Origin of the sequence: Methylobacterium sp. Leaf85 (assembly GCF_001422125.1) — a bacterium.
Classification (GTDB): domain Bacteria; phylum Pseudomonadota; class Alphaproteobacteria; order Rhizobiales; family Beijerinckiaceae; genus Methylobacterium; species Methylobacterium bullatum.
The window spans coordinates 92,498-119,368 of the sequence record NZ_LMME01000001.1 but is presented as its reverse complement, the minus strand read 5'-3'; the positions used below and the strand labels follow the sequence as shown (position 1 = coordinate 119,368).

Below are 26,871 nucleotides of genomic sequence, written 5' to 3'. Positions count from 1 at the left end.
CGCCCGTCGCCATGATACGATCCAGGCCATGATCCTTCGCTTCATCCCGCCGGCCACCGCCCGGAACCACGTTCCGTCCCGTGCTTTGCAGGCGCTCGTGGCGGTCGCGATAACTCTGGCGGGCCTCGCCCTCTCCGTGGAGGCGGCTTTTGCCCGCCCCTTCGTCGATGCGGCCGGGCGAACGGTGGAGGTGCCGGAGCGTGCGCGCCGCATCCTCGCCGCCGGTCCGCCGGCCTCGGTCCTGCTCTACACCCTGGCCCCAGAGACCATGATCGGCTGGGTCCGCGCCCCCTCCCCCGACGAGGCCGCCTTCCTGACGCCGGAGACGCGTGACCTGCCCGCCTACGGCCGGCTGACGGGCAAGGGCAACACCGCCAATGTCGAGGCCGTGCTGACCCTGAAGCCGGATCTCATCATCGACGTGGGCAGCACGGCGCCGACCTATGTCTCCCTCGCCGACCGGGTTCAGGCCCAGACGGGCATTCCGTACATTCTCCTCGACGGCGCCATCGACCGCACGTCCGAGACCTACGCCAAGCTCGGGGAACTCATCGGCGTCCCGGAGCGCGCCGGCGATCTCGCTACCCATGCGGAGGCGATGATCGCCGAGGTGAAGGGCCGGATCGCCTCGGTCCCCGCCGACAGGCGGCCGCGCGTCTACTACGCCCGCGGGCCTCGCGGATTGGAGACGGGGGTTTCGAGCTCGATCAATACCGAGATCCTCGACCTGGCCGGCGCTCGCAATGTCGCGGAGGGCGGGGGTGCTGCGGGACTCACCACGATCTCGCCGGAACAGGTCCTGGCCTGGGATCCCGACGCCATCGTCACCCTCGACCCCGCCTTCTACCGGGCCATAGCCACCGATCCGCTCTGGAGCACGCTGCGGGCCGTGCGGGCCGGCCGAGTCTACCAGACACCGCGCCTGCCCTTCGGCTGGTTCGACTCCCCACCGGGGATCAACCGCCTGATCGGCCTGCGCTGGCTCGCGGCCCGACTGTATCCGGACCTGTTCCCCGAGCCGATGGAGAGCATCACGCGCGATTTCTACAGGCGCTTCTACCATGTGGACCTCGACGCGGCGCAGTTGGAAACCCTGCTGAAGGATGCAGGGGCCGCACGCCCGTGACAGCCTCCTCCCTCGCCGCCCGGCCTGCCTTGCGCCTCGCCGTGGCGGGCGTGCTCCCGCTTCTCGCGCTGCTGCTCCTCGTTCTCGTCTCCCTGGCAACGGGCAAGTACTCCGTACCCGTGACCGACGTCGCCCACATCCTCTGGGCGAAGCTGCTTGGGCTCTCCTCCTCCATCGATCCGACCGCGCAGATCGTCGTGCTGCAGGTGCGCCTGCCGCGCGTGGCGGCGAGCCTCGTCGTCGGCGCGGCCCTGGCCGCGGCAGGCTCGACCTACCAGGGCCTGTTCCGCAATCCCCTGGTCTCGCCCGACATCCTCGGGGTCTCGGCCGGCGCGAGCCTCGGCGCCGTGCTCGGCATCTTTCTCTCGCTCCCCGTGGGTGCGATCCAGCTCCTCGCTTTTGCCGGGGGATTGCTCGCCGTGGGCGCGGTCTACGCGGTGGGCCTCGCGGTGCGACGGCACGATCCGGTACTGACCCTGGTGCTCGCCGGCGTCGCCATCGGGGCCGTCCTCGGCTCAGCGATCTCACTGCTGAAGGTGCTGGCCGACCCCTACAACCAGCTGCCCGCCATCACCTATTGGCTGCTCGGCAGCCTCGCTTCCGTCACTCTCGGCGATGTCGGCGCGATCCTGCCGGCGATGGTGCTCGGCCTGCTGCCCCTCGTCCTGTTCGCCTGGCGGATGAACCTGATGAGTCTCGGTGAGGAGGAGGCCAGGGCGCTGGGCGTCGAGACGCGCCTGCTGCGCCCGCTCTTCATCGCCGCCGCGACCCTGGTGACCGCGGCCGCCGTCTCCGTCACCGGCGTGATCGGCTGGATCGGCCTCATCATCCCGCATGTGGCCCGGCTGATGGTCGGGCCGGACTTCCGCCGCCTGCTGCCGGCCTCCCTCCTGATGGGGGCGGGCTACCTCCTGGCGGTGGATCTCGTCGCCCGCACCGTCGCGCCGATCGAGGTGCCGCTGGGCATCCTCACCGCGCTCATCGGCGCACCGTTCTTCCTCTGGCTCCTGGCCACCGCGAAGGGGGGCTGGGCTTGAGCCTGGAAGTCCAGAACCTCGCCTTCGGCTACGGCACGAAGCCCCTCGGCGTGGGCATCGGCTTCACCTTGAAGGCGGGCGAGGTGCTCGGCCTTCTGGGTCCGAATGGCGGCGGCAAGACCACCCTGTTCAAGACCCTCCTCGGCCTGCTCCCCGCGAAAGCCGGGCGGATCACCCTCGACGGCCAGGATGTGACCACCTGGTCGCGGGCGCGGTTCGCGCGCAGCGTCGCCTACGTGCCCCAGGCCCATGCCGCCTTCTTTCCTTTCCGCGTGCAGGACGTGGTGCTGATGGGCCGGGCGAGCCGCCTCGGTGCCTTCGCCGCTCCCGGCAGGGCGGACGAGGCGATAGCCCTCGAGGCGCTCGCCACCCTCGGCATCCGGCATCTGTCCGAGCGGCGTTACACGGAGATCAGCGGGGGCGAGCGCCAGCTCGTCCTCATCGCCCGGGCGCTGGCGGGAGAACCCCGCTTCCTCGTCATGGACGAGCCCACCGCCAGCCTCGATTTCGGCAATCAGGCCCGCGTCCTCGACCAGGTGCGGCGCCTCAAGGAACGCGGCATGGGCATCGTTCTCTCGACCCACGACCCGGATCACGCCTTCCTCTGCGACACGGTCGCACTCCTGCACGAGGGCCGGCTCCTGGCACTCGGCAGACCGGAGGAGGCCGTCACGCCCGAGACCCTGCGCCTCATCTACGGCATCGACGTCGCCATCGTCCCCCTGCCGGGCAGCGGACGCTTCGTCTGCACGCCGATCCTGCCCCGCTGACGCGGCACGCCGGCACCCGCCCGCGCGTTGCCGTGCCGATGAGCGTCGATGAGGGAACGGAGACCGGATGCCAGCGCTGGAGACCCCCGACGGCCGCTACATCGTCGTCAAGGGACGGCTCTGGCGGCGCACCGATCCGAACCTGAGCGAAGAGAAGCGGGAGCACCTCGTCAAGGCATTGATGGATGCGCGGCGGGCGGTGAAGGAGGCCAAGCGCTCGGGCGACGAGGTCGCCATGAAGCGCGCCCGCGCGGCGGTCGACGCTGCCAAGCACGGTCTGGGCGAACGCGGCCCCGTCTGGTGGACGGACGGCGCCCCCGACCAGAACCGCCGCATGGTCGCGAACACGACCTATGCCGAGTGGTATGCGGGGCTCCCGGAGACGTAGGCGGCCTCCCCCGACGATGGGCGCGTGATCCTACCGCGAGAGCAGCTTCCCGGTGAGAGTGCCGACACCCAGGATCACGAGGGCGCAGAGTGCGAGCGCGGTGAACTGGCCGAGGCCTTGAAGCGCCGCACCGAGGATCGCCACGCCCAGAGCCTGTCCGCAGAAGAACGAGAAGGCGTGGAGGGAGACGGCCGAGGCGCGGGCCGTGGGCGCGACCTCGGTCACCTGCACCTGGAAGGTGTTGTGGAGCATGTAGAAGCCGAGGCCCAACGCCACGAGGGCCGCGCAATCCACCTGCCAGCTTCCCGCGCTGCCGATGACGAGGAGGGCGCCGGCGCAGATGGCGCCTCCGCCGACCAGCATCCGGCGCATCCCGAGGAACCGCAGGAGGAGGGCGACGAAGGCCGAGTAGAGCAAACCGCCGGCGGCGAAGCCCGCCAGGGCCAGCCCGGCCTCGCGGGGGCCGCCCTCCCCGCGCGCTTCGATCAACGGCGCGAGATGGGGAAAGATGCCGAACACCGCGATCGCCTCGATGAACACGGCGGCGAACAGTACCCGCGCACGGGGAATGGCGACGATGGTGCGGTAGCGCGCCACCGCCTCGCCCAACGCGAAGCGCTTGGGTGCCGCGCCGGCCGCCCATTCGAAGCCGAGGATCGCCGCCGCGCAGCCGAGCGCGGCGATGGCCGCCGTGATGGCGAAGACGCCTTTCCAGCCGACATCGGCCTCGATCAGACCGGCGAAGGTCGAGCCGGACAATTGCCCGAGGATGACGGCGACGAGGAAGCGGCCGATGGCGACCTGTCGGCGCTCCAGCGGGATACGGTCCCCCATGAGAGCGAGCGCCAGCGGGATGACGCCGCCCGCCGCCGCGCCCGCGAGCACGCGCAGCCCGAACAGCACAGTGAGATCCGCCGAGAGCGCACATCCGGCGAGCGCCAAAGTGAGGAAGCCGAGACAGACGGCGATGACCCGTTCCTTGCCCAGCGAATCCCCCACCGGCCCGAGGATCGGCTGGATCAGGGCGTAGGGCAGCGCGAAGGCCGTCGACAGCAAAGCGACCGTATGTGGATCGCTGCGCAGATCGCGGGCGAGGACGCCGACGAGGGGCTCGATGGCGCGCCCGGCGAAGGTACTGGCGAAGCCGGCCACGGCCAGGATCACGATGAGCCGCGTGGTCGAGAAGGCCGTTGGCGCTGCGGTCATTCACACCCTCGAAACGGGGACGATCCGGTCGGCCCTCGCGCGAGCGTCCACAGGGGTGTGTTTCATACGCGGATCATGACGGCAACGCGCGATGCGCCCGGGATCAGGCTTTCGCCACCAGGGCGTCGGCGAGATCGACGATCCGCTCGTGCCAGGCCAGGGGCCGGAGCCAGCGTTCGGGGATCGCCGAGGCGCCGTAGAGGGCGCCCGCGAGCTGTCCGGTGACGGCGCCGACCGTATCGGCGTCCTCGCCCAGATTGACGGCCAGGATCAGCGCGTCCTCGAAGGTCTCGGTGCTGCCGACGGACCAGAGGGCCGCCTCCAGCGTGTGGATCACGTAGCCGGACGAACGGATCCCGGTCCGTGTCTTCCCGCGCCATGAGCCACGGGCGATCGCCCCGATGGCCGATGTGGCGGAGCCGCCGACGGTGCGCGGACGCAGGATATCCGCGTCGCCGAGAATCGCACCACGGAGGAGCTGGACGAAATAGGTGCAGGCCTCGACGGCCTCCTGCGCGCCGTGGGTGGTCCGGCTCTGCGCCTCGGCGATCCGTTCGGCCTCGCGGGGATCGCGCAGAGTGACGAGGGCGACGGGGGCGAGCCGCATCAGAGAGCCGTTGCCGGCGGTGTCCGGATCGGTGGAGCCGGACTCGGCTCGGCCGGTCTCGACGAACCGGGCCAGGGCGTCCCGCGTCGTCAGGCCGATGTCGAAACAGGCGCCGGTGCAGGAATAGGCGCCCTGTTTCCACCACGCGACGAAACGGGTGGCGAGGTCGTGAGGGTCGAAAGGTCCGGCCTGAAGCAGGCTCTCGGCAAGCGCCAGAGCCATGCTGGTATCGTCGGTCCACTGACCGGCCTCAAGATCGAACGGGCCGCCGCCGGTCATCTCGGTGTGATGCGGAAGCGTATCCCGGCGGCTGAATTCCAGGGTGGTGCCGAGGGCGTCGCCGATCGCGAGGCCGAGGAAAGCGCCGCGGGCGCGGTCGCGGATCGCGGGGGAGTGCGTCGGATCGGGCAAGGTCACGCGGAGGCTCCGTTGGCTCCGGCAACCATACCCGTCGCGGAGGGGCGCGGCGATACGGGCTTCAGCGCAGGCGCGCGAGCAGCCGCTCCAGCACCTCGGTCATCCGCGCCTGCGCCGCGGCCGGGCTGAGATCGTGATCCGCCCCCTCGATGATCGTCACCGGGCCGCCGAGGCGGCGGGCCATCCTCGCGGGGGAGCGGCCGAGCGCCTCGTGCAGGGCGGCGAGGCCGCGATCGCCCGCGCTGTAGACGAGTTCGAGATGGGCACCGCGCCGGCGCAGGGCGGCGATGCGCTGCGCCACGCTTCCGCCGGCAGGGCGGGGCCGGAGCAGGAGGGCGAGCCGCTTACCCACCCGCCCGATGGCGGCCCGGGTGATCGCCCGCGCGATGGCGCCGACGCGGATTTCGCCGCGCGCGAGGCGTCGCCATGCGGCTCCCTGCTTCAGCAGGCCGGCATAGGTCGAGGCGTTCCGGAACACGTTGCGGATAACGCTGTCCACGTCGTCCGCCGGGTTCCAGTCGAAGCAATAGGGGTTGACCAGCACCGCGCCCTTCAGCCTCTCCTCGCGGCAGACGGCCCGGAAGGCGAGATAGGCCCCGCTGCAGGCGCCCACGATGACGATCGGGCCAGATCGAACGGTCTCAAGACGGTCGAGGGCGGCGCGGACATCGTCGAGCGCGTCGAGGCTGTAGAGGGGAGACGCACCGCCCGGCCGGTTCGGACTGTCGCCGATGCCGCGCAGGTCCATGCGCAGGGACGGAAAGCCCTGGCCGGCGAGACGTCGCGCGAGCGTGGTCGTCTGCCGCCCCCAGCCGGAATGCACGTTGGTGCCCGCATTGACGAAGAGCACCATCGGCCGCGCCGCTTCCACGTCGCGCGGATGGCAGAGGATGCCGAACAGAGACGGGCCGAACCGCGAGGGCTCCTCCCACCAGCCGTCCCCCCGGATCGGATCGGCCGGGAGCGGCGGGAGCGCGGCGGCCGGGACGGGACGGGGCTGCGCCCCTTCGGCGACGGAAGCGATCACCGCCGAGAAGACCTCGTCCGGCGTCTCGGCATAGAGCGGGTTGGCGACGAGGGCGGCGAGGCCGGGAAAGGGCCGCGTCGTCACCCGCGCCCCCAGCGCTGCGTAACGGGGGCCGAGCCCGCCGGCCTCAGCCCCGACGAGCAGGATGTCGGGAGCCGGCGCCCGCTCGGCCTTGGTGAGGTCGATGACGGAAAGTTCGGCGGCGAGAGCGGGACCGAGATGGAATCCGCCCACGGTGAGGCAGCCCTCCTCCTGCGGCAGTGGCGATCCGTCCGGCAGGCGCCCGATGGTGCGCGACTGCATCTTCATTTCGCGCAAATAAGCGCGCCCGGTCGCGAAGGGCGCCAGCAGGACGAGCCGGTCGACGTGATCCCCCTCCGCCGCCAGGGCCGCGAGCGTGCCGCCGAGGCGAAGCCCGACGAGGACGATCTCCTCCACCCCCGCCTCGTCGCGGAGATGGCGGACCGCCCGGCGGATCGCCCGCACCCGGCCCTCGACGCTGTCGGCATCCGCGTCGGAGGAATCGCCCGTTCCGGGATAGTCGAAGCTCAGGGTGGCGCAGCCGGTGGCGGCGATCCCCTCGGCGAGCGCCCGCCAGGGGCGATGCGCCGAAAGCTGCTCGTAGCCGTGGGTGGCGCACAGGACGACACCCCGGCGCGAGATCCCTGGGCCGAACCAGCCGAACAGACCGTCGAAGGCGACGGGGCTCAGCGGCAGGGGCGACACAGCGGCATCGCTCCCGACAGGGACTGTCTCAAACGCCATCCCGACCGAACCTCACGACCTCGATGCCATTGATGGCGCTGATGCGTCCCGCCGGCTCGGGCGCTGTCTCCGAAGTGCCGAGAAGCGGCACGAGACGGCTCGCCCCCGGCGCGAGGGAGAAACCATTGTCCAACGGCCGTCCGAGCGTGGTCTCGATCTGGATGTCGAGGGCATGCAGTCCGGTGGCGATCTGGAGCGCCCAGCCGGATCGATCGGCGATGAGCGCGGCGCTGAGACCCAGATCACGCGGTTCGGAATCCCGCCCCTGCGGGTAGTGAAACGCCTCGGCGATCACCGCACCGGTGCTCGCTTCGGTGAGGCTCGCATGGCCGAGCACATGGGCCGGCGGCCCGAACCGGTAGGCGTGGGTGGCGTCGAAGAAGCGCCCCAGCAGTTCCGCCGAGGACCATGAGGCGGAGCCGCGCGGGCCGACCTCGATCACCCGCTCGGCCCCGACGACCACCCGGCCGCCCGCATCGGTGAAGGCGAGGCGGAGGGTCGCATCGAGCCGCTGCGCCGTCTCGTTGTGGACATGGAGATGGAGTCCGTTCAAGCCTTCGTCGGACAGGGTGACCTGGACCGGCCTGAACGCGCGCTTGAGGGCGTACCAGGCGGGTTTCGGACGCCCGAGGCAGTCGACGAGGCCCCATCCCGCCCCCGGCGCGAGATCGCGAAAAAACCAGACCAGTCCGCCGGCATTGGGCGAGCGCACCCGGCGCCATTCTGCGAACACCGCCTCCATGCACGCGCCGCTCGCCGCGCGGCCGAGCGCGAGGTAGCGCTCGGGATCCTCCCGGCGGAGCCGGTCGGGATCGGCACTGAACAGCGTCGCCACATAATGGTCGCGCACGCCCTCGAAATCCCAATCCGCCCCCCGGTCGCGGGGGATGCCCGCTGCCCATCGTGACGAGGCCGGATCGGTGAGGCCGCATTCGGCGAGGGTCGTGGCGGCCGGCACGTTGGCGAAGGCGAGGCATTCGGAGGCGAATCCGACCTCGGCCCGGCGGGCATCCTCGAACGGACGGCGATAGGCGCCGACGCCATAATAATGCGTCACCCCGGCGGAGGTGGAGAAGGGTAGATCGCCGCCCGAGGGGGAGTTGAGCACCACGACGAGGTCGGGCCTGGTCCTGGCCACCAGATCGGGAAGCGCCTCCGTGACGAAGCTGCCGGCCCAGACCGTGCGCGGGAAACCGAGCATCGCCGCCTGCTGCCAGACCTCGCTTCCGCCCGACAGCACGCAGAGCGAGGGCGAGGTCTGCGTGCGGTCGAGGAACTGTGTGATCTCCTCGACGAGGATTTCGCGGAAGGCGGGATCGTCGGTGGGATAGTCGAAATTGGCGAGCATCAGATCCTGCCAGACCAGGATGCCGAGTTCATCGCAGAGATCATGGAAAGCTGAAGCTTCGTAGAGCGTGATTCCGGGGACGCGCAGCATGTTCATACCGGCCTCCCGCGCCAGATCGAGAAGGGGCCGATAACTGTCGCGATCGCCGGGGAGGCCGACGAGGTCGGGCGGCGTCCAGCAGGCGCCGCGGCAGTAGACCGGCACGCCATTGATCGCGAGGCTCAACCCCTCCTCGAACGGGCGGGTCAGGGCGATGGTGCGGAAGCCGACGCGGCCGAGATCGATGCGCCTGCCCGCGACCGAAACGTCAACCGCGTGAAGCCTCGGCTCGCCATGGGTGTGGGGCCACCACGGGGCGATGTCCGGCAACAGGAGTTCGCCCTCGAACCCTCCGGGGGCGACCTGACGAAGGGCGACCTCGCGGCCGTCGCAGATCAGGAACGCCGGTCCCTCGGCTACGCCGTCGAGTTCGATCCGCACGGTGAGGCGTCCCGTCCCGCCATCGAGGGCCGTGCGCAGATCGACGGACGCGATATCCACATCGTCCCCGCGAAGAACTTTGTGCGTCACCGGCCGATAGGGGCCGACGCTGTCGATGGACGGGCACCAGCCCGGCATGAAGCCGAGCAGGCTGGCGCGGACATGGCGCAGCGATCCCGGCGTCGCCAGGAGCGGTCGCCAGCGGCCACGCTTGTGCGGGCGCGCCAACTCGGCCGAAATCGAGCGGAAGCAGAGGGCGATCTCGGTCTCGCCGGAGAGATCCGCCTCGACCTCCTGGGCCAGGAACATCGAGCGGCCGGTACTGGCGAGCACCCCGTCGATCCAGATCTCACTGAGTGTCGCCAGCCCCTCGAAGCGCAGTCGCTCGCGGCCGGTGCCGGAGAGAGTGGCTCGATACCAGACATCGGACTCGTGGAGCGGCGTCGGCGCCGCCTCGGACCAGAGCCCGTCCTCGCGCAAGGAGGCCGCCGCCGTGCTGGGAACGCGGGCCGCGATCCATCCCTCGCCCGGCAGGTCGCGGGGTGTCGCGCAGGCGTTCGACGGCGTCACCACCAGGTGCCAAGGTCCCTCGACGTTGAGGGCCGGCATGCCGTCGACGGCGAGGATACGCGCCACCGCGATGCCTCTCAGGACAGCGCGCGGTCGAGGGCGGCGAAGACCGCATCGTAGGTGCCGGCCAGCCCGTCGAGGCGTTGGCAGAGACCCGCGGCGTTGCGCCGGCCGAAGGCGCGCGCTAGCTGGAACTGGAAGGCCTTGGCTTCCGCCGCGAGCTTGTGCGCCAGTTCCGAGCCGGAAGACATGTCGGCAACGCCATGGCTGTCGAGCCATGCGAGATGGCTGCCGAGAAGCTCGAAATTGGCTCCGAGTTGGCGGGTCGTGTTGAAGGCGTAGCCGTGGAAGACGCTGAGCGGGTTCTGCACCAGCACCTCCACCCGTTCCGCCAGGGCATCCCGGAAGGCGAGGATCGGATTGGCGCGTGGCGCGAAGCGCCGGTGATGGCGCAGCAGGTCGAGGGCGGCACGGGGCAGGTCGTCCGGCGTGAGCGGCGGGCCGACCGGCTTCACGAACTCGGCATAGGGGAAAAGGATTCCGGCGGCGAAGATGCCGTCGTAATCGCCCCCCTGGAGACGGAAGCGGCCGGCATTGTGGAGGTAGTCGAGCCGGCGCTCGCCCGCGTCGAGGCCGAGGATCCCGATCGTGGTCTTGCCGTGCTCGCGACCATAGGTAGTGCCGACTGTGTCGGGCAGGTGGATCGCGTCCACTTCCACGAGGACCGGGCATCCGCGCGCGACCTGCACGCCGGCATGCGCCTCCAGGCTCTCGAAGATCGCGAGTTCCTGGATCGACAATCCGTAGAGCCGTTCGATGTCGCCGGGCGGAGGCTTGAAGAAGGTGAACTGGTCGCCTTCGAAATCCTGCCGCAGGGTGAAGCCGAGCATGGCTTCCGGCACGAGGCCCCGGCCGTGCAGCAGCTCGATCCAGAGATCGACGTAGCAGTTCGTCTCCGGCCAGATCCGGTCGGAGCCATGAAGGGCATGGGAGGCGGATGGCGACGGGTCCGAAGCCTCTTCGCGGAGGGCGGTGGCGGACACCTTCTAGCCCCAGAGCCGGTCGCGCACGACGTCCGGCCACGCCTCGATGTCGAGGCCGTGATGGCGGAGCAGCGCCAGGGTGATCCGCTCCAACCCGAACCCGACGCAGGCGGTGTGCGCCACCTCGCCATCGGCCTGCCGGATATCCCAGATCGTGCCGAAATGGTCCTGGTGGTAATTGAAACTGAGGCAGGCGGTGGGCTTCTCCTCGCTGTTGACGGGCACGTTCAGTTCGAATTTCAGCCCCTGGGCGCGCTGGTTGTTGGCGAGCATGCGCCCGGCGCGGCCGAAGAACGGATCGTTGGCCGGGTCCACCGCGATCGGCAGGCCGAGTTCGCGCATCATCGCGGTGCCGCGCTCCAGCCAGAGCTCGCGGAAGGCGAGAACCTGATCGGGACTGCCCATGCGCACGTATTCGCGCATGCGGAACATCTGCATCCGCGTCGGCTCCAGCGAGGGCTCGTGGCGGAAGCAGTAGGATTGCAGGTCGAACAGCAGCCCGCCTTCGGGCAGCGCCCCGCGCGCCGCGGCCACCGGGTAGAGCGGGTAGCAGGCGGCGGGCGTCAGCACGATCTCGCTGGCGGCCTGGCCGCCGGTCCAGTCGGTGCCGGCCTCGATGCAGGCCAGTAGCCGGGCATGGTCGGCGTCGTTTCCGCAGAAGCAGTGGATGGTGCCGGCGAGGTTCGGGAACCCCTTGAGATAGCCGCTGCGCTCGAAGGCCGGCCGGCTCATGCCGGGCGGGAAGCGCAGGGATTCGGCCCCGTCGCCGGCGCCGAGCCGGGTGGCGATCCGGTCCACGGCCTCGACCACGCTCTCGAATTCGCCGCTGCGCCCATAGAGCCCGTCGACGCCGGTGCGAATGAGGAGACCCTGGTCGAAGAGCCGGTCCAGCAGGGAGGGCGGCCCGGACACGGGATCGCGGGCGGGAAGCTGGTCCATCATGCGCTCAGAAGCTGCGCCCCGCCCTTCTGCACGAGCAGGAGGTTTGCGGTGTTGGCGAGGATGCGGTCGTTGTTGATCATCAGCGGCGCCGACAGCACGTCGCGGAGTTGCCGGCCGAGGCTGAACGGAGTGCCGTTCTTGTAGCCGGAGAGCCCGACGATCCCCAGCGCGCGCTGGACGATGTCGACCGCCTTGTCGGAGATCGTCGTCTTGACGTTGTTGAGCATGACGGCGAACCCGATGGAGCCGAGTTCGTCGGCGTCGCCCTGCGCCGCCTCGTAGCGCTTGAGGGCGGCGATCACCGTCGCCTTCATGGCCTGGAGTTCGTTGGCGGCTTCGGCCAGACGCAGGGCGCCGGGCGGTACCTGGCCCGGCCGACGCCGGGCTTCGCCCTGGACATAGGCCCTGGCCCTGTCGAGGGCATGGCTGGCGATGCCGAACCAGACGCTGCTCCAGAGCAGGTGCGACCAGGCGAGCATGGACTGCGCCGCGATCTCGGCGAAGGGCTTGGGCAGGATCTGCGCCACCGGCACGTCGCGGGCTTCCAGCTTGAACCCGTCGCTGCAGGTGCCGCGCATGCCCAGCGTATCCCAGGTGCTCGTGCGCTCCAGGGACATCTGTCCCTTCATCAAGGCCACGAGGACCTGATCCGACGAGGCCGCCTCCGGATGACGGCGACCGGTGGCGAGGATCACGTCGGCATGGGCGCCGTAGGAGATGACGGTGGCGTCCTTGGCGAAATGGAATACGTCGCCCGCCGTCTCGACCGCGCAGAGGCTGTTACGCAGGTCGCCGCCGATGCCGCCCTCGGTGGTGGCCGAGGCGAAGAGGAGCTGATCGCGCGCCACCCTTTCCATCAGGGTGCAATGCCACTCGCTGTCGAGGCCGTGCGAGACGAGGCTCGCGACCTTGATCTGGTGCATGGCGAAGACCATCGCCGCAGCGGAACAGGCCTGGGACAGGGTGAAGCAGACCTCGGCGATCTGCGACAGGCTCGCGCTCTCGCCGCCGAACTGCATGGAGATCTGCATCCCGATCAGGCGCTCCGCCTTGAGAGCCGTCACCGCCTCGGCGGGAAAGCGGGCCTGACGGTCGACGTCGTCGGCATGGAGGGCAGCGACAGAAGCGACCCGCTTGGCGCGGATGGCGATGTCGGTCATGCGGCTGCCGAAACGGTCAGCTTGCTCACCGTCTCGACGATGATGCGGATGGTGGAGAAGGAGCGCCGGTTGAGGAGGTTGTCGGGGAACTCGATGTTGTAGCGTTCTTCGAGCGCGAGCATCAGCTGGACCGAACCGAACGAGTCCAGGCCTCTGTCGAACAGGTTGTCGTCTTCTCCGAGACTGTCGACCACCTCGGTCAGGGCCGCGACGCTCTTGAGCGTGTCGCGGATATCTTCGGGAAGCACCATGTTGCCGCGCCTTTTACGTAATATTTCTCGTAAAATATCGCGGTGCCCATGCCGGTCAAGACCATTCGGCTCAGGTAGTTAATGAGCGGCACAAGCCGGCATGAAATACTGGTCAATAGAGTTTCTTACCGCGCCCCCTCCTGAACAGTCATCGCATCGTGGATACGACCATCCATGATCGCGCATGGCCATGTCCCCTTGCCGAGGGCCTCTTGCCGATGCCCTCTTGCCGATGCCCTATTCGGCGGGCATCGGCTCCGGAACGACAGGCCTCATCGGTTGAGGATTGGCCTGCACATCGGAGAGTGACACTTCCTCGTCGGCCCGCTGCTCCTCCGCCCTCTTGAGAATCTCGCGGGCCTCGTCGGCCTCGCGCTGACGGCTCCACAGGGAGGCATAGACACCGCCGAGATCGAGCAGGCTCTGATGGTCGCCGCGCTCGACGATCACACCCCGGTCGAGGACGATGATCTCGTCCGCATTGACCACCGTCGACAGGCGGTGGGCGATGACGAGGGTGGTGCGGCCACGGCTCACCTTGTCGAGCGCGTCCTGGATCTCGCGCTCGGTAAAGGAATCGAGGGCCGAGGTCGCCTCGTCGAGGACCAGGATCGGCGGCCCCTTGAGAATGGTGCGGGCGATGGCGACGCGCTGTTTCTCGCCGCCCGACAGCTTCAGACCGCGCTCGCCCACAGGCGTATCGTAGCCCTCCGGCAGGGAGGAGACGAAGCGGTCGATCTGGGCGAGACGAGCGGCCTCGCGGACCGCCTCGTCGCTCGCGTCCCATTGGCCGTAGCGGATGTTGTAACCGATCGTGTCGTTGAACAGGACGGTGTCCTGCGGGACCATGCCGATGGCGGCCCGAAGGCTGCCCTGTTCGACCCCGGCGATGTCCTGCCCGTCGATGAGGATGCGGCCGGATTGCGGCTCGTAGAACCGGAACAGAAGCCGCGACAGGGTCGATTTGCCGGCCCCCGACGGGCCGACGATGGCGATGGTCCGCCCGGCCGGTACTTCGAAGCTGACGCCGCGCAGGATCGGCCGTGCCGGGTCGTAGGCGAAGCGGACATCTTCGAACCGGACCACGCCGTCCGACACGGCGAGGGGTTTCGCGCCCGGCCTGTCGGCGATCTCGGGGTTGCGATGCAGGATCTGGAACATGTCGTCGATGTCGATGAGCGCCTGTTTGATCTCCCGGTAGATCATGCCCATGAAGTTGAGCGGCATGGAGAGCTGCACCAGCATCGTGTTGACGAGGACGAACCCGCCGAGCGTCGTGCGGCCGGCCATGATGTCCCGCGCGGCGAGCCACATCACCACCGTCATGCCGATGGTGAAGATCAGGGCCTGGCCGGCATTGAGCACGGCGAGCGAGACGTAGGTCTGGGTCGAGGCCTTCTCGTATTTGGCCATGGAGCCGTCGTAGCGCTCGGCCTCGCGCCGTTCGGCGCCGAAATACTTCACCGTCTCGAAATTCAGCAGCGAATCGACGGCCTTGGTGTTGGCGTCGGTATCCGAGTTGTTCATCCGCCGGCGGATCTCGATCCGCCATTGCGTCGCCTTCCATGTGAAGGCGAGGTAGGCCGACACCATGACGAAGACGACGAACGAATAGAGCCAGTCGAACTCGTAGGCGAGGACGCCGATGACGAGGAGGAACTCGACGATGGTGGGGACCAGCGTCAGCACCATCAGGCGAGAGAGTTCCTCGATGCCGCCGCGCCCGCGCTCCAGCACGCGGGTGAGGCCGCCGGTCTTGCGCTCCAAGTGGAAGCGCAGGGAGAGCCGGTGCATGTGCTCGAAGGTCTGGAGCGCGAGGCGGCGCACCGCATGCATCGCCACCTTGGCGAAGAGTCCGTCGCGCACCTGGGTGAGCACGGCCATGATCACCCGCGACAGGCCGTAGAGCCCGATCATCAGCATCGGTGCCGCGAACAGGCCGGTGGGGAGCGTGGCGCCGAGTCCGTCCTTGTCCCCCACCGCCGCCACGAGGGCGTCGGTCGCCCATTTGAAGGTGAAGGGCGTCAGCATCGTCACGAACTTGGCGACGAGGAGGAGGCCGAAGGCGAGGAAGACGCGCCGCTGCAGGTCCGGCCGGGTATGGGGCCAGAGATAGGGCCACAGGCGCCGATAGGTGGCGAACAGGCCGGGGCGCTCGGGCGGCGTCGTGCCGCCGCCCGCCGCGGAGGTGGGATCGGTGCTCATTCAGGCAAACTCGGGCAGCGGGACCGGGAGCGGTCGAATTCAGCCCCCGATATAGTCCCTCGAACCGTTCCAGACAGTCGCCCGGCGGCGCAGGGCCGGGATGCAGGATGCGCGGTCGCGGCTCAGCTGCGTCGCTTGTCCTGCGGCAGCGTGGAGGCGCTCTCGGACGGGACGACGAAGATCTGGCCGGGATAGATCAGGTCGGGGTTGCGGATCTGCGGCTGGTTGGCGTCGAAGATCACCGTGTATCGGGTCCCCTTGCCGTAGACGCGCCGGCTGATCTCCCAGAGGCTGTCGCCGCGGGTGATCCGGGCGGTGTTGATCTCCGGCACGAACACGCTTTGAGGCGCGGACGAGGGCTGGATCGCCAGGGCCGACACCGCTCTCGCGCCGGCTTCGTCCGTCGTCGGGCTCGGCTGCGACCGGCCCATCGTCATGGCAGAGGCCGGCGCGCTCGGCGAGGCGTCCTGGGGTGCCCCCTGGATCGGGCGACCGAGGGACGAGGCAAGAACCGGCGAGGATTTGGCATGCGGCCTCGCCGCCGGCGCGGCGCTCGGCGAAGGCTTGGCCGCGAGACCCGACGTCGCCGCGTTCGGCGGCGCGTCCTGTACCGGACCGACCACGGGCTTTGCCGCATGCGGCATGGAGAAGGCGACTTCGGATCGGTTCTTCACCTTGCCCGAGACGGGATCCACCTGATCGATGCGGATCCGGTAATCGCCGGGGGCGACCCCGCGCCCGATCGTGAACGAGACCCGCCCGTCGGCGCCGACGCTGCCGGGCGCGATCTGGGCGTCGTTGATGTAGAGGCGGACGGTGGCACCGGCCGGCGCCTGCCCGGTGACGAAGAGGCGTCCGCCCTCCTCCGCATCGACACTGACGACCTTCACCGGCACGGCATCCGGCTTCGGCGCGCCGGACGAGTCGGGACCGGCCGCTTCAGGCTTGGCGGCAAACGCGCCATTCGCCTGAGCCGGATCGCCGGGGGCCCTGGCCGTGCTGCCGGACTTGTCCGCACCGCCGCCCTTCGGACCGCCGCCGGCCACCTTGGCCGAGGCCGCATCCACCGGACGATCCGGCTGCGACAGGACGACGGTGGGTTTGTCGGGGGACGTCAGGGCGATGAGGGGCTTGGTGGTACGGTCGGCGGAGACCACCACCATGACGGTCTCCCGCGCCTGCCGACCCTGGCCGTCGGCCCCGATCGAACTCAGCGTGATCTCGCTGCTACCGGCGGGGAGCGCAGGCGGGACGATGGCAAACTGGCCGGACGGGTCGATGAGCGCACGGGCAATCGGGTGGTTGTCGCGCAGCATCTCGACGGTGGTGTTGGGGGTTCCGCGACCGGCGATCACGGTCTCGCCCGTCGGCTCGACGCGGATGATGTCGAAGGTCGGAGCCTGCGCCTGATCCTGCGCGGCGGGCGGGTTGCCCGTCTGCCCGGTGGCGCCCCTGCCCCCCGCCGACGACTTTCCCGGCGTCGTCGAAGCCCCCTCATCGCGGCGCGCCGGAGGCGTCACCGGCGAGCCGGGAGCGGCGGGCGATTCCGCCGCCCGCGATTCGGGCGTGTTGGTCTCCTTCGGCCGAGGCGACGTCGCCGCGGCGACGGGCTGCTTGTCGCCCTGCGCGAGCTTGAACATCTCGCCGGTGCCGAACAGCACGACGACCAGGGCGAATCCGGCCAGCAGGCCACCGCCCGCGAGAATCAGGCCTCGCCGCCACTGCGCCGTCATGGCACCCCCGCTCTTCAAATCCCTCGACTTTGCGGCAGATAACATCGTCGGGTTTCGACTCTGGCTGTCGACAAAACGTCGATTGATGGCGACATACTAGCCGACATGATCTCAACACCAAATCGCGCTTCCCCCCGAAAGGCGGGATCATTCACGAAATCAGCAGTTTGGCCCCTGGATGGCGCCTCCCTGCCCCTCATCGGGGGAGGCTCGGCATGGCCCCGGTGAAAAACGTCTGCGTCTATTGCGGCTCGGGCTTCGGGGGCGACCCGGCCTTCGCCGAGGCCGCGGCGGCGCTTGGCCGCTCCCTGGCGGAAGCCGGGCTCGGCCTCGTCTATGGCGGCGGCAATGTGGGGCTGATGGGCACGGTGGCTCAGGCGGTGCTCGATGCCGGCGGTCATGTCACCGGCATCATTCCCGACTTCCTGAAATCGCGCGAGCGGATGCTGGACGCCATCCAGGAGACCATCGTCGTCGGCGACATGCATACCCGCAAGCGGCTGATGTTCGAGCGGTCCGACGCCTTCGTGGCCTTGCCCGGTGGCATCGGGACCCTGGAAGAACTCGTGGAGCAGCTCACCTGGGCGCAGCTCGGCCAGCACAAGAAGCCGATCCTGCTTCTCTCGATCGCCGATTTCTGGACGCCGCTGCTGACCCTCCTCGACCACATGCGCGACCAGGGCTTCATCCGCGAGGGGCTGGAGCTGAACTACCTCGTGGCCAAGGACGCCGCCGAGGTCATCGGCCTGCTGCAGAGCCAATCAGCGGAGACGTCGCCGGAGGCAGAGGCTTTCGTGGCCGAGCGGCTCTGACGGCAGAGCCACGCAGGTCGTGGGCCTTCATCCGAATCGGCATTTCGGCTCGAGGTTCTAATCCTTGGTGGCTTCCCGCAACATCGCCTGCCGCAGGATCGCATTGAGCTTGGTCTGATAGCCGCGGCCGCCGGCTTTCAGCCAAGCCAGGACGTCGGCATCGACCCGTGTGGTGAGCTGCATTTTGACCGGTCGGTAGAACGGATTGCGGACGGCACCCGCGAAGAAGGTCTCCGTGAGCGGTGAGATATCGGACCGGTCGATATCGTCATCCGGCAAGGCGGCCAGCGATTCGATTTCGGCTCTCTCCGCAGCGGTGAGAGCCGGCGGATGATGAGGATCGAATTCATATCCGACGTGATCGTTCTTGCTCATAGAACCTCCGTTCCCGTCGATCCGCCACCCGGGCCGAGATGATCCGGATCGTCTCCGAACCGTCCTCCTCGTCCGTGACGGTGTGAGCGACCGCCAGAACCAACAATCCGTCGACGAGACCGACCGTCAACCAGCGGCGCTCGCCGCCTTCGATCCGATCCTGCTCCATAAGCGCGTATGGATCGGCGAAGACGCGCGTGGCGATTGCGAAGGTGACGCGGTGCTTTCTGAGATTGCTCGCGGCTTTGACCGGGTCCCAGATGAAACGCAGCATCACCGCCTCGGTGAAACGACACCATTGTAATTACATTGAAGCGGCAGGTCGAGATGAACCAGTCAGCGCCGGACGCCGAAAGGCGGTTCGGACTGTCCGAGTCCGAACCGCCCGTCGCCGATCGATCTGAATTCCTACCGCGTCGAGGGCAGGAGCCAGTTCGGCAGCCACATGGCGATGCCGGGGACGAGGCAGAGGATCAGGATCGCCACGGCCATCAGGATCACGAAGGGCAGCGTGCCCCAGATGATGTCCTTCAGCGGGATGTCGGGGGCGATGTTCTTGATGACGAAGATGTTGAGGCCCACCGGCGGGTGGATCAGCCCCATCTCCATCGTGATGGTCATCACCACGCCGAACCAGACGAGGTCGAACCCGGCGGCCTTCAACGGCGGCAGAATGATCGGCGCGGTCATCAGGATGATCGAGACCGGCGGCAGGAAGAAGCCGAGCAGGATCACGAGGCCGAGGATCGTCACCAGCAGCACCCACTTCGACAGCTGCATCGCCACGATGGCGGCCGCCGCCGATTGGGAGATGTGCAGGTAGCTCATCACGTAGGCGTAGAGCAGCGACATGCCGATGATGAGCATCAGCATGGTGGATTCCCGCAGGGTCGCCGCGAGGATCGGGGTCACGTCTTTCGGGCGCCAGACGCCGTAGATGACCGCGATGAGGCCGAGGGCCAGGAGGCCGCCGAGGCCGGCCGTCTCCGAGGGCGTGGCGTAGCCGCCATAGAGTGCCACCATCACGCCGGTGAGCAGGATCACGAAGGGCAGCACGCGCGGCAGCGTCGAGAAGCGCTGGCGCATGCTGTAGGTGTCCTCGGCCAGGATCGCCGAGGCGGTGCCGTGGCGCTCGTAGGCGTCCTTCGCGGCGGCGTATTCCGAGCGGAAGCGGTAGACCGACCAGGCGGCGAACAGACCGACCAGCAGCAGGCCCGGCCCGATGCCGGCGAGGAACAGGCGGCCCAGCGACTGCTCGGCGGCGACCGCGTAAAGGATCATGGTGATGGAGGGGGGCAGCAGGATACCGAGGGTTCCGCCCGCCGCGATGATGCCGGCGGCGAAGCCCGGCGAGTAGCCGCGCTTCCTCATCTCCGGAATGCCCGCCGAGCCGATGGCCGAGCAGGTGGCGGGCGAAGACCCCGCCATGGCGGCGAACAGCGCGCAGGCGAAGACGTTGGCGATGCCGAGGCCGCCCGGGATCTTGTGCATCCAGGCATGCATGGCCGAGTAGAGGTCCTGACCCGCCTTGGACCGGCCGATGGCCGCGCCCTTCAGGATGAAGAGCGGGATCGACAGCAGGGTGATGGAGGCCATCTCCTCGTAGACGTTCTGCGCCACCGTATCGAGGGAGGCGCCGGGCATGAAGAAGAACATGAAGGCCAGGGCGACGAAGCCCAGGGCGAAGGCGATGGGGATACCGGCGAGCATCGCGCTGAGCGTCGCGCCCGCATAGAGGAATCCGATGGCCGCGACGCTCATGGGTGGTTGCCCGTCTTCAGAGGAGTCTTGTTGAGATCGGCACCGAGGCCGACCTTCGGGTTGGCCCAGCCCGCCGCGCGCGGGCCGTAGGTGAGCGCCTCGACGATCTGCAGCAGGAATTGCAGGCCGAGGAAGCTCATGCCGATCGCCATGAGCGCGTAGGGAATCCACAGGGGCGGCCCCCAGGAGGATTGCGAGACCTGCCCGTCGACCCAGGCCTCGTGCAGCAGCGTCCAGCTCTTCCAGGCGAAGAAGGTGACGAACACGATGCTGATGATGTCGGCCATCAGCAGGCGGGCCCGGTTCACGCGGGGCGAGAGCAGGCCGCTCAGGGCCTCGATCGCCACATGGCCGCGCTTGGCCTGCACGGCGGCGGCGGAGAAGAAGGTGGCCCCCACGATGAGGAACACCGCCATCTCGTCCTGCCAATCGGTGGGCTCGTGCAAAGCATAGCGCACGACCACGCTGTAGCTGAGCACGAGGCAGGCGCAGACCAGGGCGATGCCGCCGAGCAGCATGATCACCCGGTTGATGGCCTTCATGCCCCTGTCGAGATGCCCGAGAATCCCGGGGATCCGGGGCTCGGGCGCCATCGTGGCGGTCTCTGAAGCGGCCGAGGCCGCGTCGAAGGCGTGGCTCACGACACCTGCTCCGCCAGCTTGAGGAGCTCGGCGCAGCTGGCCGACTTGCCCGCGAAGTCCTTCCAGGCAGTCTCACGGGCGATGTCGCGCCACTGGCCCAGCGTCTTCTCGTCGAGGTTCTGGACCTTGGCTCCGGCCTTGGTGAAGATCTCCTCGACCTTTGTGTCGTCCGCCTTGGCGCCGGCCTGGCCGAAGGGTTCGAGTTCGGCGCCGATCGCCATGATGAGATCCTGCTGGTCCTTGGGCAGGCGCTCGAAGGCGATCTTCGACATCATGATCGGCTCGAGCATGAACCAGTAGGAGCGCTCGCGGCCGGACGTCAGGGACTTCGACAATTCCTCCAGGCGGAACGAGATCAGGCTGGTGGACGAGGTGATCACCGCATCGCAGGCGCCGGTCTGCATGGCGGCGTAGGATTCGCTCGACGGGATCGACAGGGTGGCAGCACCCGCCTGCTTCATCATCAGGTCCATCTCGCGCGAGCCGCCACGGACCTTGAGGCCCTTGGCGTCCGCCGGCGCATAGAGGGGACGCTCGCGGCTGGCGACGCCGCCCGATTGCCAGACCCAGGAGACGAGGAGGATGCCCTTCGAATCGAGGATCTCGGTGATCTTCCGGCCGACCGGCGCCGCCTTCCAGGCGACGGCCTGCTCGTAGGAACTCACGAGCGCCGGCATCAGGCCGATATTCATCTCCGCCACCTCGCCGCCCGCATAGGGCGAGGGGTAGAGGCTCATATCGAGGGCGCCCTTGCGCATGGCGCCGAACTGGGCGTTCGTCTTCATCAGCGACGAGCCGGGATAGACCTGCACCTCCAGCGCGCCTTTCGAGCGCTCGGCCAGGAGAGCGGCGAACTTGCGGCACATGCGGTCGCGGAAGTCGCCCTCGTCGATGGTGCCGCCGGGGAACTGGTGCGAGATTTTCAGGGTCGTCGCCGCCTTGGCCTTCAGCCCCATCGACAGGATAGCGGGGGCGGCGAGGCCGGATGCGACGAGGGCGCGGCGTGTCAACGTCATGGCGTCTCTCCCGGGCGGACCTTTGTGGTCTCGCTGTTTTGCGGCGCAACATTTATACTGCAATGCGCATTCGATATACCAACGAACTATGTCTTGTATATTTTGTCAACGACATTGAATAATGGATCGCAACGAATTTCATGACCTATAGGACGGGAACGCCATGACCCGATCGCTCAGCCTCAGGCAGACGATCGAGACGGAGATCGTGGATGGTCGGCTGGCCATCGGCTCCCGCCTCGACGAGACCGAGCTGGCCGAGCGCTTCGGCGTCTCGCGCACGCCGATCCGCGAGGCGTTGCTGCAGCTGGCGATGACCGGCCTCGTGGAGATCAAGCCGCGCCGGGGCGCCATCGTCAGCGCGCCCGATCCAGAACTGCTCGTCGCGATGTTCGAGACGATGGCCGAGATCGAGGCCTCGTGCGGCCGGCTCGCCGCCCGCCGGCTGATCGCGGCCGACGAGACCGCCTTGAAACAGGCGCTCGCCGCCTGCGCGGCGGCGGCGGCCGACGAGGACCCCGAGACCTACTACCAGGAGAATTACGTCTTCCACACGGTGATCTACCGCGCCTGCCGCAACGACTTCCTGTGCGAGCAGGCGCGGCTTCTCCACCGGCGCCTGACCCCGTTCCGGCGGATGCAGCTGAGAGCGCGTCACCGGCTGGGGCAATCCCTCGCCGAACACGAGGCCATCGTCGCCGCCATCGTCGCCGGCGACGAGATCGCGGCGTCGGACCGGCTGCGCGCCCATGTCATCGTCCAAGGGGACAGGTTCTCCGATCTCGTCGCCAACCTGCGCTCGATCAGCGACGCGGCGTGAAACCGGCCGGCCGACAAGAGTGGACTATCGCCGGCAAGCTTTCGGGCGGAGACCAAACTTTCGTTAGGAATTAGCCATCATGGTCACGGCGATTTTGCATAAATTCGCTCGTTCCCCGGATCGTTTCATGCGCCTCTCCATCAAGACGACGCTCATCGGCCTGTTCACCGCGCTCGCCATCATTACCACGGTGCAGGGCGTGGTTGCTCTGCGGAAGCTCGACGCCATCGGTGGCCGGATCGAGTTGCTGGCCTCGAATGCGCTACCTTCGGTCGATGCGGCCCATGCCCTGAATGCGCTGGTGATGCGCACCCGCCTCTGGCAGTTCCGCTACCTGATGGCGGAGGACGAGGCCGAGCGTGCCCTGAGCGTCAAGAATGCCGGCGAGATGATCCAGAGCGTCGAGAAGAACAGGAACGCCTATCGTCTCCTCATCGGTTCGCCCGAGGAGCAGGCGCTGTTCGATGAGTTCGGTGCGAAGTGGCAGATCATGCTCGACGGCTGGAATGGCCTGAGCAAGATCGATCCCTCCCAGCGCGCGGCGATCACCGAGCGTTTTCGTGGTCCGATGAACGCCGAGTACCTCGCCGCGACCGCGGCCGGACGCAGGCTCGTCGAATTCAACGTCCGGGCCGGAGCGGCAGCCAGCGCGGCCGCGCGCGAGGAACAGGCGCAGGCGGTCTTCACCACGCAGATCATGCTGGTCGCGGCCGTCGTCATGGCGCTGGCCGCCATGGCCTTCGCCTTCTTCGGGGTGTCGCGTCCCATCGAGCGGGTGACGGCCGCCATGCGCCGTCTGGCCTCCGGCGATACCGAGGTCACCATCCCCGGCACCGGACGGCGGGACGAGATCGGCGCCATGGCCGCGACCCTGGACACCTTCCGGGACAACCTGGTCCGTACCCGTGCCCTGGAGAGTGAGGCCGCCCTGGCCCGTGCCGGGGCGGAAGCCCAGCGCAGGTCCGCCGCCCTGGCCTTGGCCGACGGTTTCGAGAATGCGGTCGGCGATATCCTGACCCGGGTCTCGGCGGCGGCGACGCAGTTGCGTTCGACCTCCCAAGGCATGTCCGGCACCGCCACGGAGACGGCGCACCAATCCGTCGCCGTGGCGGCGGCGGCCGAACAGGCGGGCACCAACGTCACCATGGTGGCGGCAGCGGCGGAGGAACTCGGTTCGTCCGTCATGGAGATCGGCCGTCAGGTGGACGGCTCCACCAACCTGGCGCACCAGGCGGTGGAGGATGCGACGCGGACGGGCGCACAGATGAGGGATCTGAGCGACGCCGCGGCGAAGATCGGCGACGTCGTCGCGATGATCGCCACCATCGCGGGCCAGACCAACCTCCTCGCCCTCAACGCCACCATCGAGGCGGCCCGTGCCGGCGAGGCGGGCCGGGGCTTTGCCGTCGTGGCGGCCGAGGTGAAGGAACTCGCAAACCAGACCGCGCGGGCCACCGACGAAATCGGCAGCCAGATCGGCCGGATCCAGGGCTCCACCGGCCAAGCCGTCACGGCGATCGAAACGATCACCGCCCGCATCCGCGAGATCAGTTCCGTCGCCACGTCGATCGCGGCGGCAGTGGAGGAGCAGGGGGCGGCGACCCAGGAGATCGTGCGCAACATCAACCAGGCCGCCGAGGGCACTGGGGAGGTGACGACCAACATCGCGGGCGTGGCGGGCGCCGCCGAGGAGACGGGCGCCGCAGCCTCTCAGGTGCTGGCCTCCGCCTCCGAACTCTCCCGGGAATCGGAGCATCTCAACGCGGAAGTGGGGCGCTTCCTGGCCACGATCCGCGCGGCCTGAGACGGCCCTGCCCGTCGACGTCCCGCACCCGATCGGCGTCCTGAGGCCGGGTCCCGTCGTCGGGTCGGCCCTTCAGGTCCCCGCGCCGAAATTCTCGGCGATGACCGGGGTCTTGGAGCGGATATGGTCGCGCATGAGCGTCGCCAGCGCAGGACCGTTCCGGGCGTGGAGGAGTTCGATCATCCGTTCGTGCTCGGAGACGGCACGGCTCCATTGCTCGGCGGTCTGGTGAACGGCATAGCGCGAGCGCTGGATGCGGCCCGACAGGCTGGCGTAGATGCTGCCCAGCACAGAATTGCGGCTCGCGGCCATGATCGCTTCGTGGATCGTGCGATTGAGCCGGAAATACGTGGCCTCCTCGCCGTCCTTCCAGGCCTTCACCATGGCGTGGTGATCCCGCTCGATCTCGGCGACCTCCTCGTCGCCGATGGTGCGGCAGGCGAGATCGGCCGCGGTCGCCTCGAGGCCGGCGATGACCTCGATCATTTCCTCGATCTCGACCTGGGACAGGCTGGCCACCCGCGCCCCGCGGTTGGGCAGCAGTTCGAGCAGCCCTTCCGTGGCGAGGATCTTGATCGCCTCGCGCAGGGGCGTGCGCGAGATGCCGAACCGCTCGGTGAGCTCGCTCTCGTTCACCCGCGCCCGTGGCTCGAGTTCCCCCGACTGGATGAGATCCCGCATCCGGTCCACGACTTCGTCGTGGAGGTAGCGGCGATTGATCCCGACCGCCGAGTCCAGCTTTTCCATGGGGGCGTAGGTCTTGTCGTTGGAGGGTGGATACTCTCCTGAGGTTTAGGCGTCGGGCATCGGCCTGTCGAGGGAGCGCCCGATTAGTTGTTTTTATTCCGGTCTTACAAATAACTTAGCACCTGAGACGACGCCCCCCCCGCCGATCAGTGCATTTCCTCGTGCCAGGTCCGTCCGTCCCGCTCGATCAGGGCGATGGCGGCGGTTGGGCCCCAGCTTCCGGCCGGATAGGCGCGGGGCGGCTCGGGCCGGTCCGCCCAGGCCTTCAGCAGCGAATCGGCCCAGGCCCAGGCCACCTCCACCTCGTCGCGGCGCATGAACAGGGTGGCGTTGCCGCGCACCACGTCCATCAGCAAGCGCTCGTAGGCATCGGGATAGCGCTGCTTGAACGTCTCCTCGAAGGAGATGTCGAGGTTGGTCGGCCGCAGGCGCATGCCGCCCGGTCCCGGGTCCTTGGTCATCACTTCGAGCTTGATCCCCTCCTCCGGCTGGAGCCGGATGACGAGGCGATTGGGCTCGCGCCCGAAGGACTCGGCCGGGAAGATCGAGAAGGGAGAGGCGCGGAACTGCACCACGATCTCGGAGAGCTTCTGGGGCAGGCGTTTCCCGGTGCGGATGTAGAAGGGCACCCCGGCCCAGCGCCAGGACTGAACTTCGAGCTTGAGGGCGACGAAGGTCTCCGTGCGGCTCTCCGTCTCGCCGCCGAGATCGGCGCGGTAGCCCTGAACCGGTTTGCCGTCCACTGCGCCGGCCGCGTACTGGCCGCGCACGGTGACGGCCTGGACGTCGTGGGGCGTGATCGGCTTCAGCGCACGCAGCACCTTCAGCTTCTCGTCCCGCACCGAATTGGCGTCGAGGGTGAGCGGGCTTTCCATCGCCATCAGGCAGAGAAGCTGGAGCAGGTGATTCTGCACCATGTCGCGGAGCGCCCCCGACGTGTCGTAGTAACCGGCACGGCCCTCGACCCCCACCGTCTCGCCCACCGTGATCTGGACGTGGTCGATCACGTCCGCCGTCCACAGGCGCTCGAAGATGGTGTTGGCAAAGCGCAGGGCGAGCAGGTTCTGCACCGTCTCCTTGCCGAGGTAATGGTCGATGCGGAAGATCTGCTCCTCGGGGAAGACCTCGCCGACCGCATCGTTGATGGAGCGGGCCGATTTCAGATCCTTGCCGATGGGCTTCTCCAGCACGACCCGCGACTTCTCACCGATGAGCCCGTGGGCCGAAAGGTTACGGCAGATCGAGCCGTAGAGATCCGGCGAGGTGGCGAGATAATAGGGCCGCACCTGGTCCGGCCGTTCGGCGAGCTTGGCGGCGAGATCCTCCCAGCCGTCGTCGCCGGCCCCGTCCACCGCCACGTAGTCGAGATGGTCGAGGAAGGCGGCAAGCTTGTCCTCGTCGAGGTCGCGGGCCGGGACGAAGCGCTTGAGCGCGTCACGCGCCCGCTCGCGGAACGCCTCGACGCTCATCTCCGAGCGGGACGCGCCGATGATGCGGCTGGTGCCGGGAATCTGCCCGTCCTTGTAACGGTAATACAGGGCCGGCAGCAGCTTGCGGGTGGTCAGATCGCCGGTGGCGCCGAACACGACGCAATCGAAGGAGGCGACGGGGATGATGGTGGCCAAAGGGCTACTCCCGGGTTTGTCAGCGCCGGTTGAAACGGGCCGATCTTGGGCCCAGCGGCCCCGGCAATCCGGCCCCGCGATCGTGGCGATGCCATACCCTGCAAGCAAGAGCGCCGCCAGCAGGGCTGCCGGGTAATTGCATCACTCGCCTGGCGCCCGCCTCCTGCTCGGAAGCGCCCTCCGCCGGGTCGGCCG

24 protein-coding genes are annotated in these 26,871 nt (G+C 68.5%); 7 read left to right on the top strand and 17 right to left on the bottom strand.

All coding sequences use genetic code 11. The features are described from left to right. Positions 1 to 28: 28 nt before the first annotated feature. The 4 genes from ASF08_RS00525 to ASF08_RS00510 all read left to right on the top strand — a co-directional run bounded on the left by ASF08_RS00525 (position 29) and on the right by ASF08_RS00510 (position 3,321). Positions 29 to 1,126, top strand: coding sequence for an iron ABC transporter substrate-binding protein (locus tag ASF08_RS00525; protein WP_056139961.1), 1,098 nt, complete (start codon positions 29 to 31; stop codon positions 1,124 to 1,126). Beyond that, positions 1,123 to 2,163, top strand: coding sequence for a FecCD family ABC transporter permease (locus ASF08_RS00520; protein WP_056139958.1), 1,041 nt, complete (start codon positions 1,123 to 1,125; stop codon positions 2,161 to 2,163). The genes ASF08_RS00525 and ASF08_RS00520 overlap by 4 nt, the downstream gene beginning before the upstream one ends. After that, positions 2,160 to 2,933, top strand: a complete 774-nt coding sequence (locus ASF08_RS00515) for an ABC transporter ATP-binding protein (RefSeq protein WP_056139955.1) — start codon at positions 2,160 to 2,162, stop codon at positions 2,931 to 2,933. The genes ASF08_RS00520 and ASF08_RS00515 overlap by 4 nt, the downstream gene beginning before the upstream one ends. A 67-nt stretch (positions 2,934 to 3,000) precedes the next feature. After that, a complete protein-coding gene (locus ASF08_RS00510) occupies positions 3,001 to 3,321 on the top strand; it encodes a hypothetical protein (RefSeq protein WP_056139952.1) in 321 nt (106 codons plus the stop codon). A 30-nt stretch (positions 3,322 to 3,351) separates the two neighbouring features. Here ASF08_RS00510 and ASF08_RS00505 read toward each other — a convergent pair whose 3' ends face one another. The 10 genes from ASF08_RS00505 to ASF08_RS00460 form a co-directional block, all read right to left on the bottom strand. Then, positions 3,352 to 4,527, bottom strand: coding sequence for an MFS transporter (locus ASF08_RS00505; protein WP_056139949.1), 1,176 nt, complete (start codon positions 4,525 to 4,527; stop codon positions 3,352 to 3,354). Between the two features lie 103 nt (positions 4,528 to 4,630). Continuing rightward, positions 4,631 to 5,551: an ADP-ribosylglycohydrolase family protein gene (locus ASF08_RS00500; RefSeq protein WP_056139946.1), complete on the bottom strand. Its 921-nt coding sequence runs from the start codon at positions 5,549 to 5,551 to the stop codon at positions 4,631 to 4,633. A 61-nt stretch (positions 5,552 to 5,612) separates the two neighbouring features. Beyond that, positions 5,613 to 7,304 carry an alpha/beta fold hydrolase gene (locus ASF08_RS00495; protein WP_244474409.1) on the bottom strand — a complete coding sequence of 564 codons (1,692 nt, stop codon included), beginning with the start codon at positions 7,302 to 7,304 and terminating at the stop codon, positions 5,613 to 5,615. A 28-nt stretch (positions 7,305 to 7,332) separates the two neighbouring features. Beyond that, positions 7,333 to 9,807, bottom strand: coding sequence for a glycoside hydrolase family 2 protein (locus ASF08_RS00490; RefSeq protein ID WP_056139939.1), 2,475 nt, complete (start codon positions 9,805 to 9,807; stop codon positions 7,333 to 7,335). An 11-nt stretch (positions 9,808 to 9,818) separates the two neighbouring features. Next, entirely contained in the window at positions 9,819 to 10,784 is a 966-nt protein-coding gene (locus ASF08_RS00485; RefSeq protein WP_056139936.1) for a DUF1839 family protein, read from the bottom strand. Between the two features lie 3 nt (positions 10,785 to 10,787). Continuing rightward, positions 10,788 to 11,723 (bottom strand): amino acid--[acyl-carrier-protein] ligase, encoded by a 936-nt coding sequence (locus ASF08_RS00480; protein WP_056139932.1) that lies wholly within the window; start codon positions 11,721 to 11,723, stop codon positions 10,788 to 10,790. Continuing rightward, positions 11,723 to 12,886 (bottom strand): acyl-CoA dehydrogenase family protein, encoded by a 1,164-nt coding sequence (locus ASF08_RS00475; protein WP_056139928.1) that lies wholly within the window; start codon positions 12,884 to 12,886, stop codon positions 11,723 to 11,725. Before ASF08_RS00475 ends, ASF08_RS00480 begins: the two co-directional genes overlap by 1 nt. Next, on the bottom strand, positions 12,883 to 13,137 hold the full coding sequence (locus tag ASF08_RS00470; RefSeq protein WP_056139923.1) for an acyl carrier protein: 255 nt from the start codon (positions 13,135 to 13,137) through the stop codon (positions 12,883 to 12,885). Before ASF08_RS00470 ends, ASF08_RS00475 begins: the two co-directional genes overlap by 4 nt. Positions 13,138 to 13,374: 237 nt before the next feature. Then, complete coding sequence (locus ASF08_RS00465; RefSeq protein ID WP_056139920.1) at positions 13,375 to 15,342, bottom strand: ABCB family ABC transporter ATP-binding protein/permease; 1,968 nt, start codon at positions 15,340 to 15,342, stop codon at positions 13,375 to 13,377. A 122-nt stretch (positions 15,343 to 15,464) separates the two neighbouring features. Then, positions 15,465 to 17,075, bottom strand: a complete 1,611-nt coding sequence (locus tag ASF08_RS00460; RefSeq protein ID WP_056139917.1) for a LysM peptidoglycan-binding domain-containing protein — start codon at positions 17,073 to 17,075, stop codon at positions 15,465 to 15,467. A 215-nt stretch (positions 17,076 to 17,290) separates the two neighbouring features. On the opposite strand from ASF08_RS00460, the gene ASF08_RS00455 reads away from it, so the two are divergent. Continuing rightward, on the top strand, positions 17,291 to 17,887 hold the full coding sequence (locus ASF08_RS00455) for a TIGR00730 family Rossman fold protein (RefSeq protein WP_056139915.1): 597 nt from the start codon (positions 17,291 to 17,293) through the stop codon (positions 17,885 to 17,887). 57 nt (positions 17,888 to 17,944) lie between these two features. On the opposite strand, the gene ASF08_RS00450 is transcribed toward ASF08_RS00455, so the two are convergent. From ASF08_RS00450 to dctP, 5 genes are all read right to left on the bottom strand, one after another. Then, positions 17,945 to 18,262 (bottom strand): BrnA antitoxin family protein, encoded by a 318-nt coding sequence (locus ASF08_RS00450; RefSeq protein ID WP_056139911.1) that lies wholly within the window; start codon positions 18,260 to 18,262, stop codon positions 17,945 to 17,947. Further along, a complete protein-coding gene (locus tag ASF08_RS00445; protein ID WP_200931803.1) occupies positions 18,234 to 18,536 on the bottom strand; it encodes a BrnT family toxin in 303 nt (100 codons plus the stop codon). The genes ASF08_RS00450 and ASF08_RS00445 overlap by 29 nt, the downstream gene beginning before the upstream one ends. A gap of 134 nt (positions 18,537 to 18,670) precedes the next feature. Next, positions 18,671 to 20,023 (bottom strand): TRAP transporter large permease, encoded by a 1,353-nt coding sequence (locus tag ASF08_RS00440; protein WP_018045347.1) that lies wholly within the window; start codon positions 20,021 to 20,023, stop codon positions 18,671 to 18,673. Further along, positions 20,020 to 20,664, bottom strand: a complete 645-nt coding sequence (locus ASF08_RS00435; protein WP_056139906.1) for a TRAP transporter small permease — start codon at positions 20,662 to 20,664, stop codon at positions 20,020 to 20,022. The genes ASF08_RS00440 and ASF08_RS00435 overlap by 4 nt, the downstream gene beginning before the upstream one ends. Beyond that, positions 20,661 to 21,680: a TRAP transporter substrate-binding protein DctP gene (dctP, locus tag ASF08_RS00430; RefSeq protein WP_018045349.1), complete on the bottom strand. Its 1,020-nt coding sequence runs from the start codon at positions 21,678 to 21,680 to the stop codon at positions 20,661 to 20,663. The genes ASF08_RS00435 and dctP overlap by 4 nt, the downstream gene beginning before the upstream one ends. A gap of 163 nt (positions 21,681 to 21,843) precedes the next feature. Here dctP and ASF08_RS00425 point away from each other — a divergent pair, with 163 nt between their 5' ends. Next, positions 21,844 to 22,500: a GntR family transcriptional regulator gene (locus ASF08_RS00425; protein WP_056139904.1), complete on the top strand. Its 657-nt coding sequence runs from the start codon at positions 21,844 to 21,846 to the stop codon at positions 22,498 to 22,500. Positions 22,501 to 22,627: 127 nt separating this feature from the next. Continuing rightward, positions 22,628 to 24,304, top strand: a complete 1,677-nt coding sequence (locus tag ASF08_RS00420; RefSeq protein WP_056139901.1) for a methyl-accepting chemotaxis protein — start codon at positions 22,628 to 22,630, stop codon at positions 24,302 to 24,304. Positions 24,305 to 24,376: 72 nt separating this feature from the next. Here the strand turns inward: ASF08_RS00420 and ASF08_RS00415 are convergent, their stop codons facing one another. Further along, complete coding sequence (locus ASF08_RS00415; RefSeq protein ID WP_056139898.1) at positions 24,377 to 25,051, bottom strand: GntR family transcriptional regulator; 675 nt, start codon at positions 25,049 to 25,051, stop codon at positions 24,377 to 24,379. Between the two features lie 146 nt (positions 25,052 to 25,197). Continuing rightward, the gene (gene zwf / locus ASF08_RS00410; protein WP_056139896.1) at positions 25,198 to 26,676 is read right to left on the bottom strand and encodes a glucose-6-phosphate dehydrogenase; all 1,479 of its coding nucleotides are present in this window, start codon (positions 26,674 to 26,676) and stop codon (positions 25,198 to 25,200) included. Positions 26,677 to 26,871 lie beyond the last annotated feature (195 nt).

Coding starts and splice junctions, on each gene's coding strand:
- ASF08_RS00525 (WP_056139961.1), top strand. CDS start 29: ATGATCCTTCGCTTCATCCCGCCGGCCACCGCCCGGAACCACGTTCCG.
- ASF08_RS00510 (WP_056139952.1), top strand. CDS start 3,001: ATGCCAGCGCTGGAGACCCCCGACGGCCGCTACATCGTCGTCAAGGGA.
- ASF08_RS00505 (WP_056139949.1), bottom strand. CDS start 4,527: ATGACCGCAGCGCCAACGGCCTTCTCGACCACGCGGCTCATCGTGATC.
- ASF08_RS00480 (WP_056139932.1), bottom strand. CDS start 11,723: ATGGACCAGCTTCCCGCCCGCGATCCCGTGTCCGGGCCGCCCTCCCTG.
- ASF08_RS00475 (WP_056139928.1), bottom strand. CDS start 12,886: ATGACCGACATCGCCATCCGCGCCAAGCGGGTCGCTTCTGTCGCTGCC.
- ASF08_RS00470 (WP_056139923.1), bottom strand. CDS start 13,137: ATGGTGCTTCCCGAAGATATCCGCGACACGCTCAAGAGCGTCGCGGCC.
- ASF08_RS00465 (WP_056139920.1), bottom strand. CDS start 15,342: ATGAGCACCGATCCCACCTCCGCGGCGGGCGGCGGCACGACGCCGCCC.
- ASF08_RS00460 (WP_056139917.1), bottom strand. CDS start 17,075: ATGACGGCGCAGTGGCGGCGAGGCCTGATTCTCGCGGGCGGTGGCCTG.
- ASF08_RS00455 (WP_056139915.1), top strand. CDS start 17,291: ATGGCCCCGGTGAAAAACGTCTGCGTCTATTGCGGCTCGGGCTTCGGG.
- ASF08_RS00450 (WP_056139911.1), bottom strand. CDS start 18,262: ATGAGCAAGAACGATCACGTCGGATATGAATTCGATCCTCATCATCCG.
- ASF08_RS00445 (WP_200931803.1), bottom strand. CDS start 18,536: ATGCTGCGTTTCATCTGGGACCCGGTCAAAGCCGCGAGCAATCTCAGA.
- ASF08_RS00440 (WP_018045347.1), bottom strand. CDS start 20,023: ATGAGCGTCGCGGCCATCGGATTCCTCTATGCGGGCGCGACGCTCAGC.
- dctP (WP_018045349.1), bottom strand. CDS start 21,680: ATGACGTTGACACGCCGCGCCCTCGTCGCATCCGGCCTCGCCGCCCCC.
- ASF08_RS00425 (WP_056139904.1), top strand. CDS start 21,844: ATGACCCGATCGCTCAGCCTCAGGCAGACGATCGAGACGGAGATCGTG.
- ASF08_RS00420 (WP_056139901.1), top strand. CDS start 22,628: ATGCGCCTCTCCATCAAGACGACGCTCATCGGCCTGTTCACCGCGCTC.
- ASF08_RS00415 (WP_056139898.1), bottom strand. CDS start 25,051: ATGGAAAAGCTGGACTCGGCGGTCGGGATCAATCGCCGCTACCTCCAC.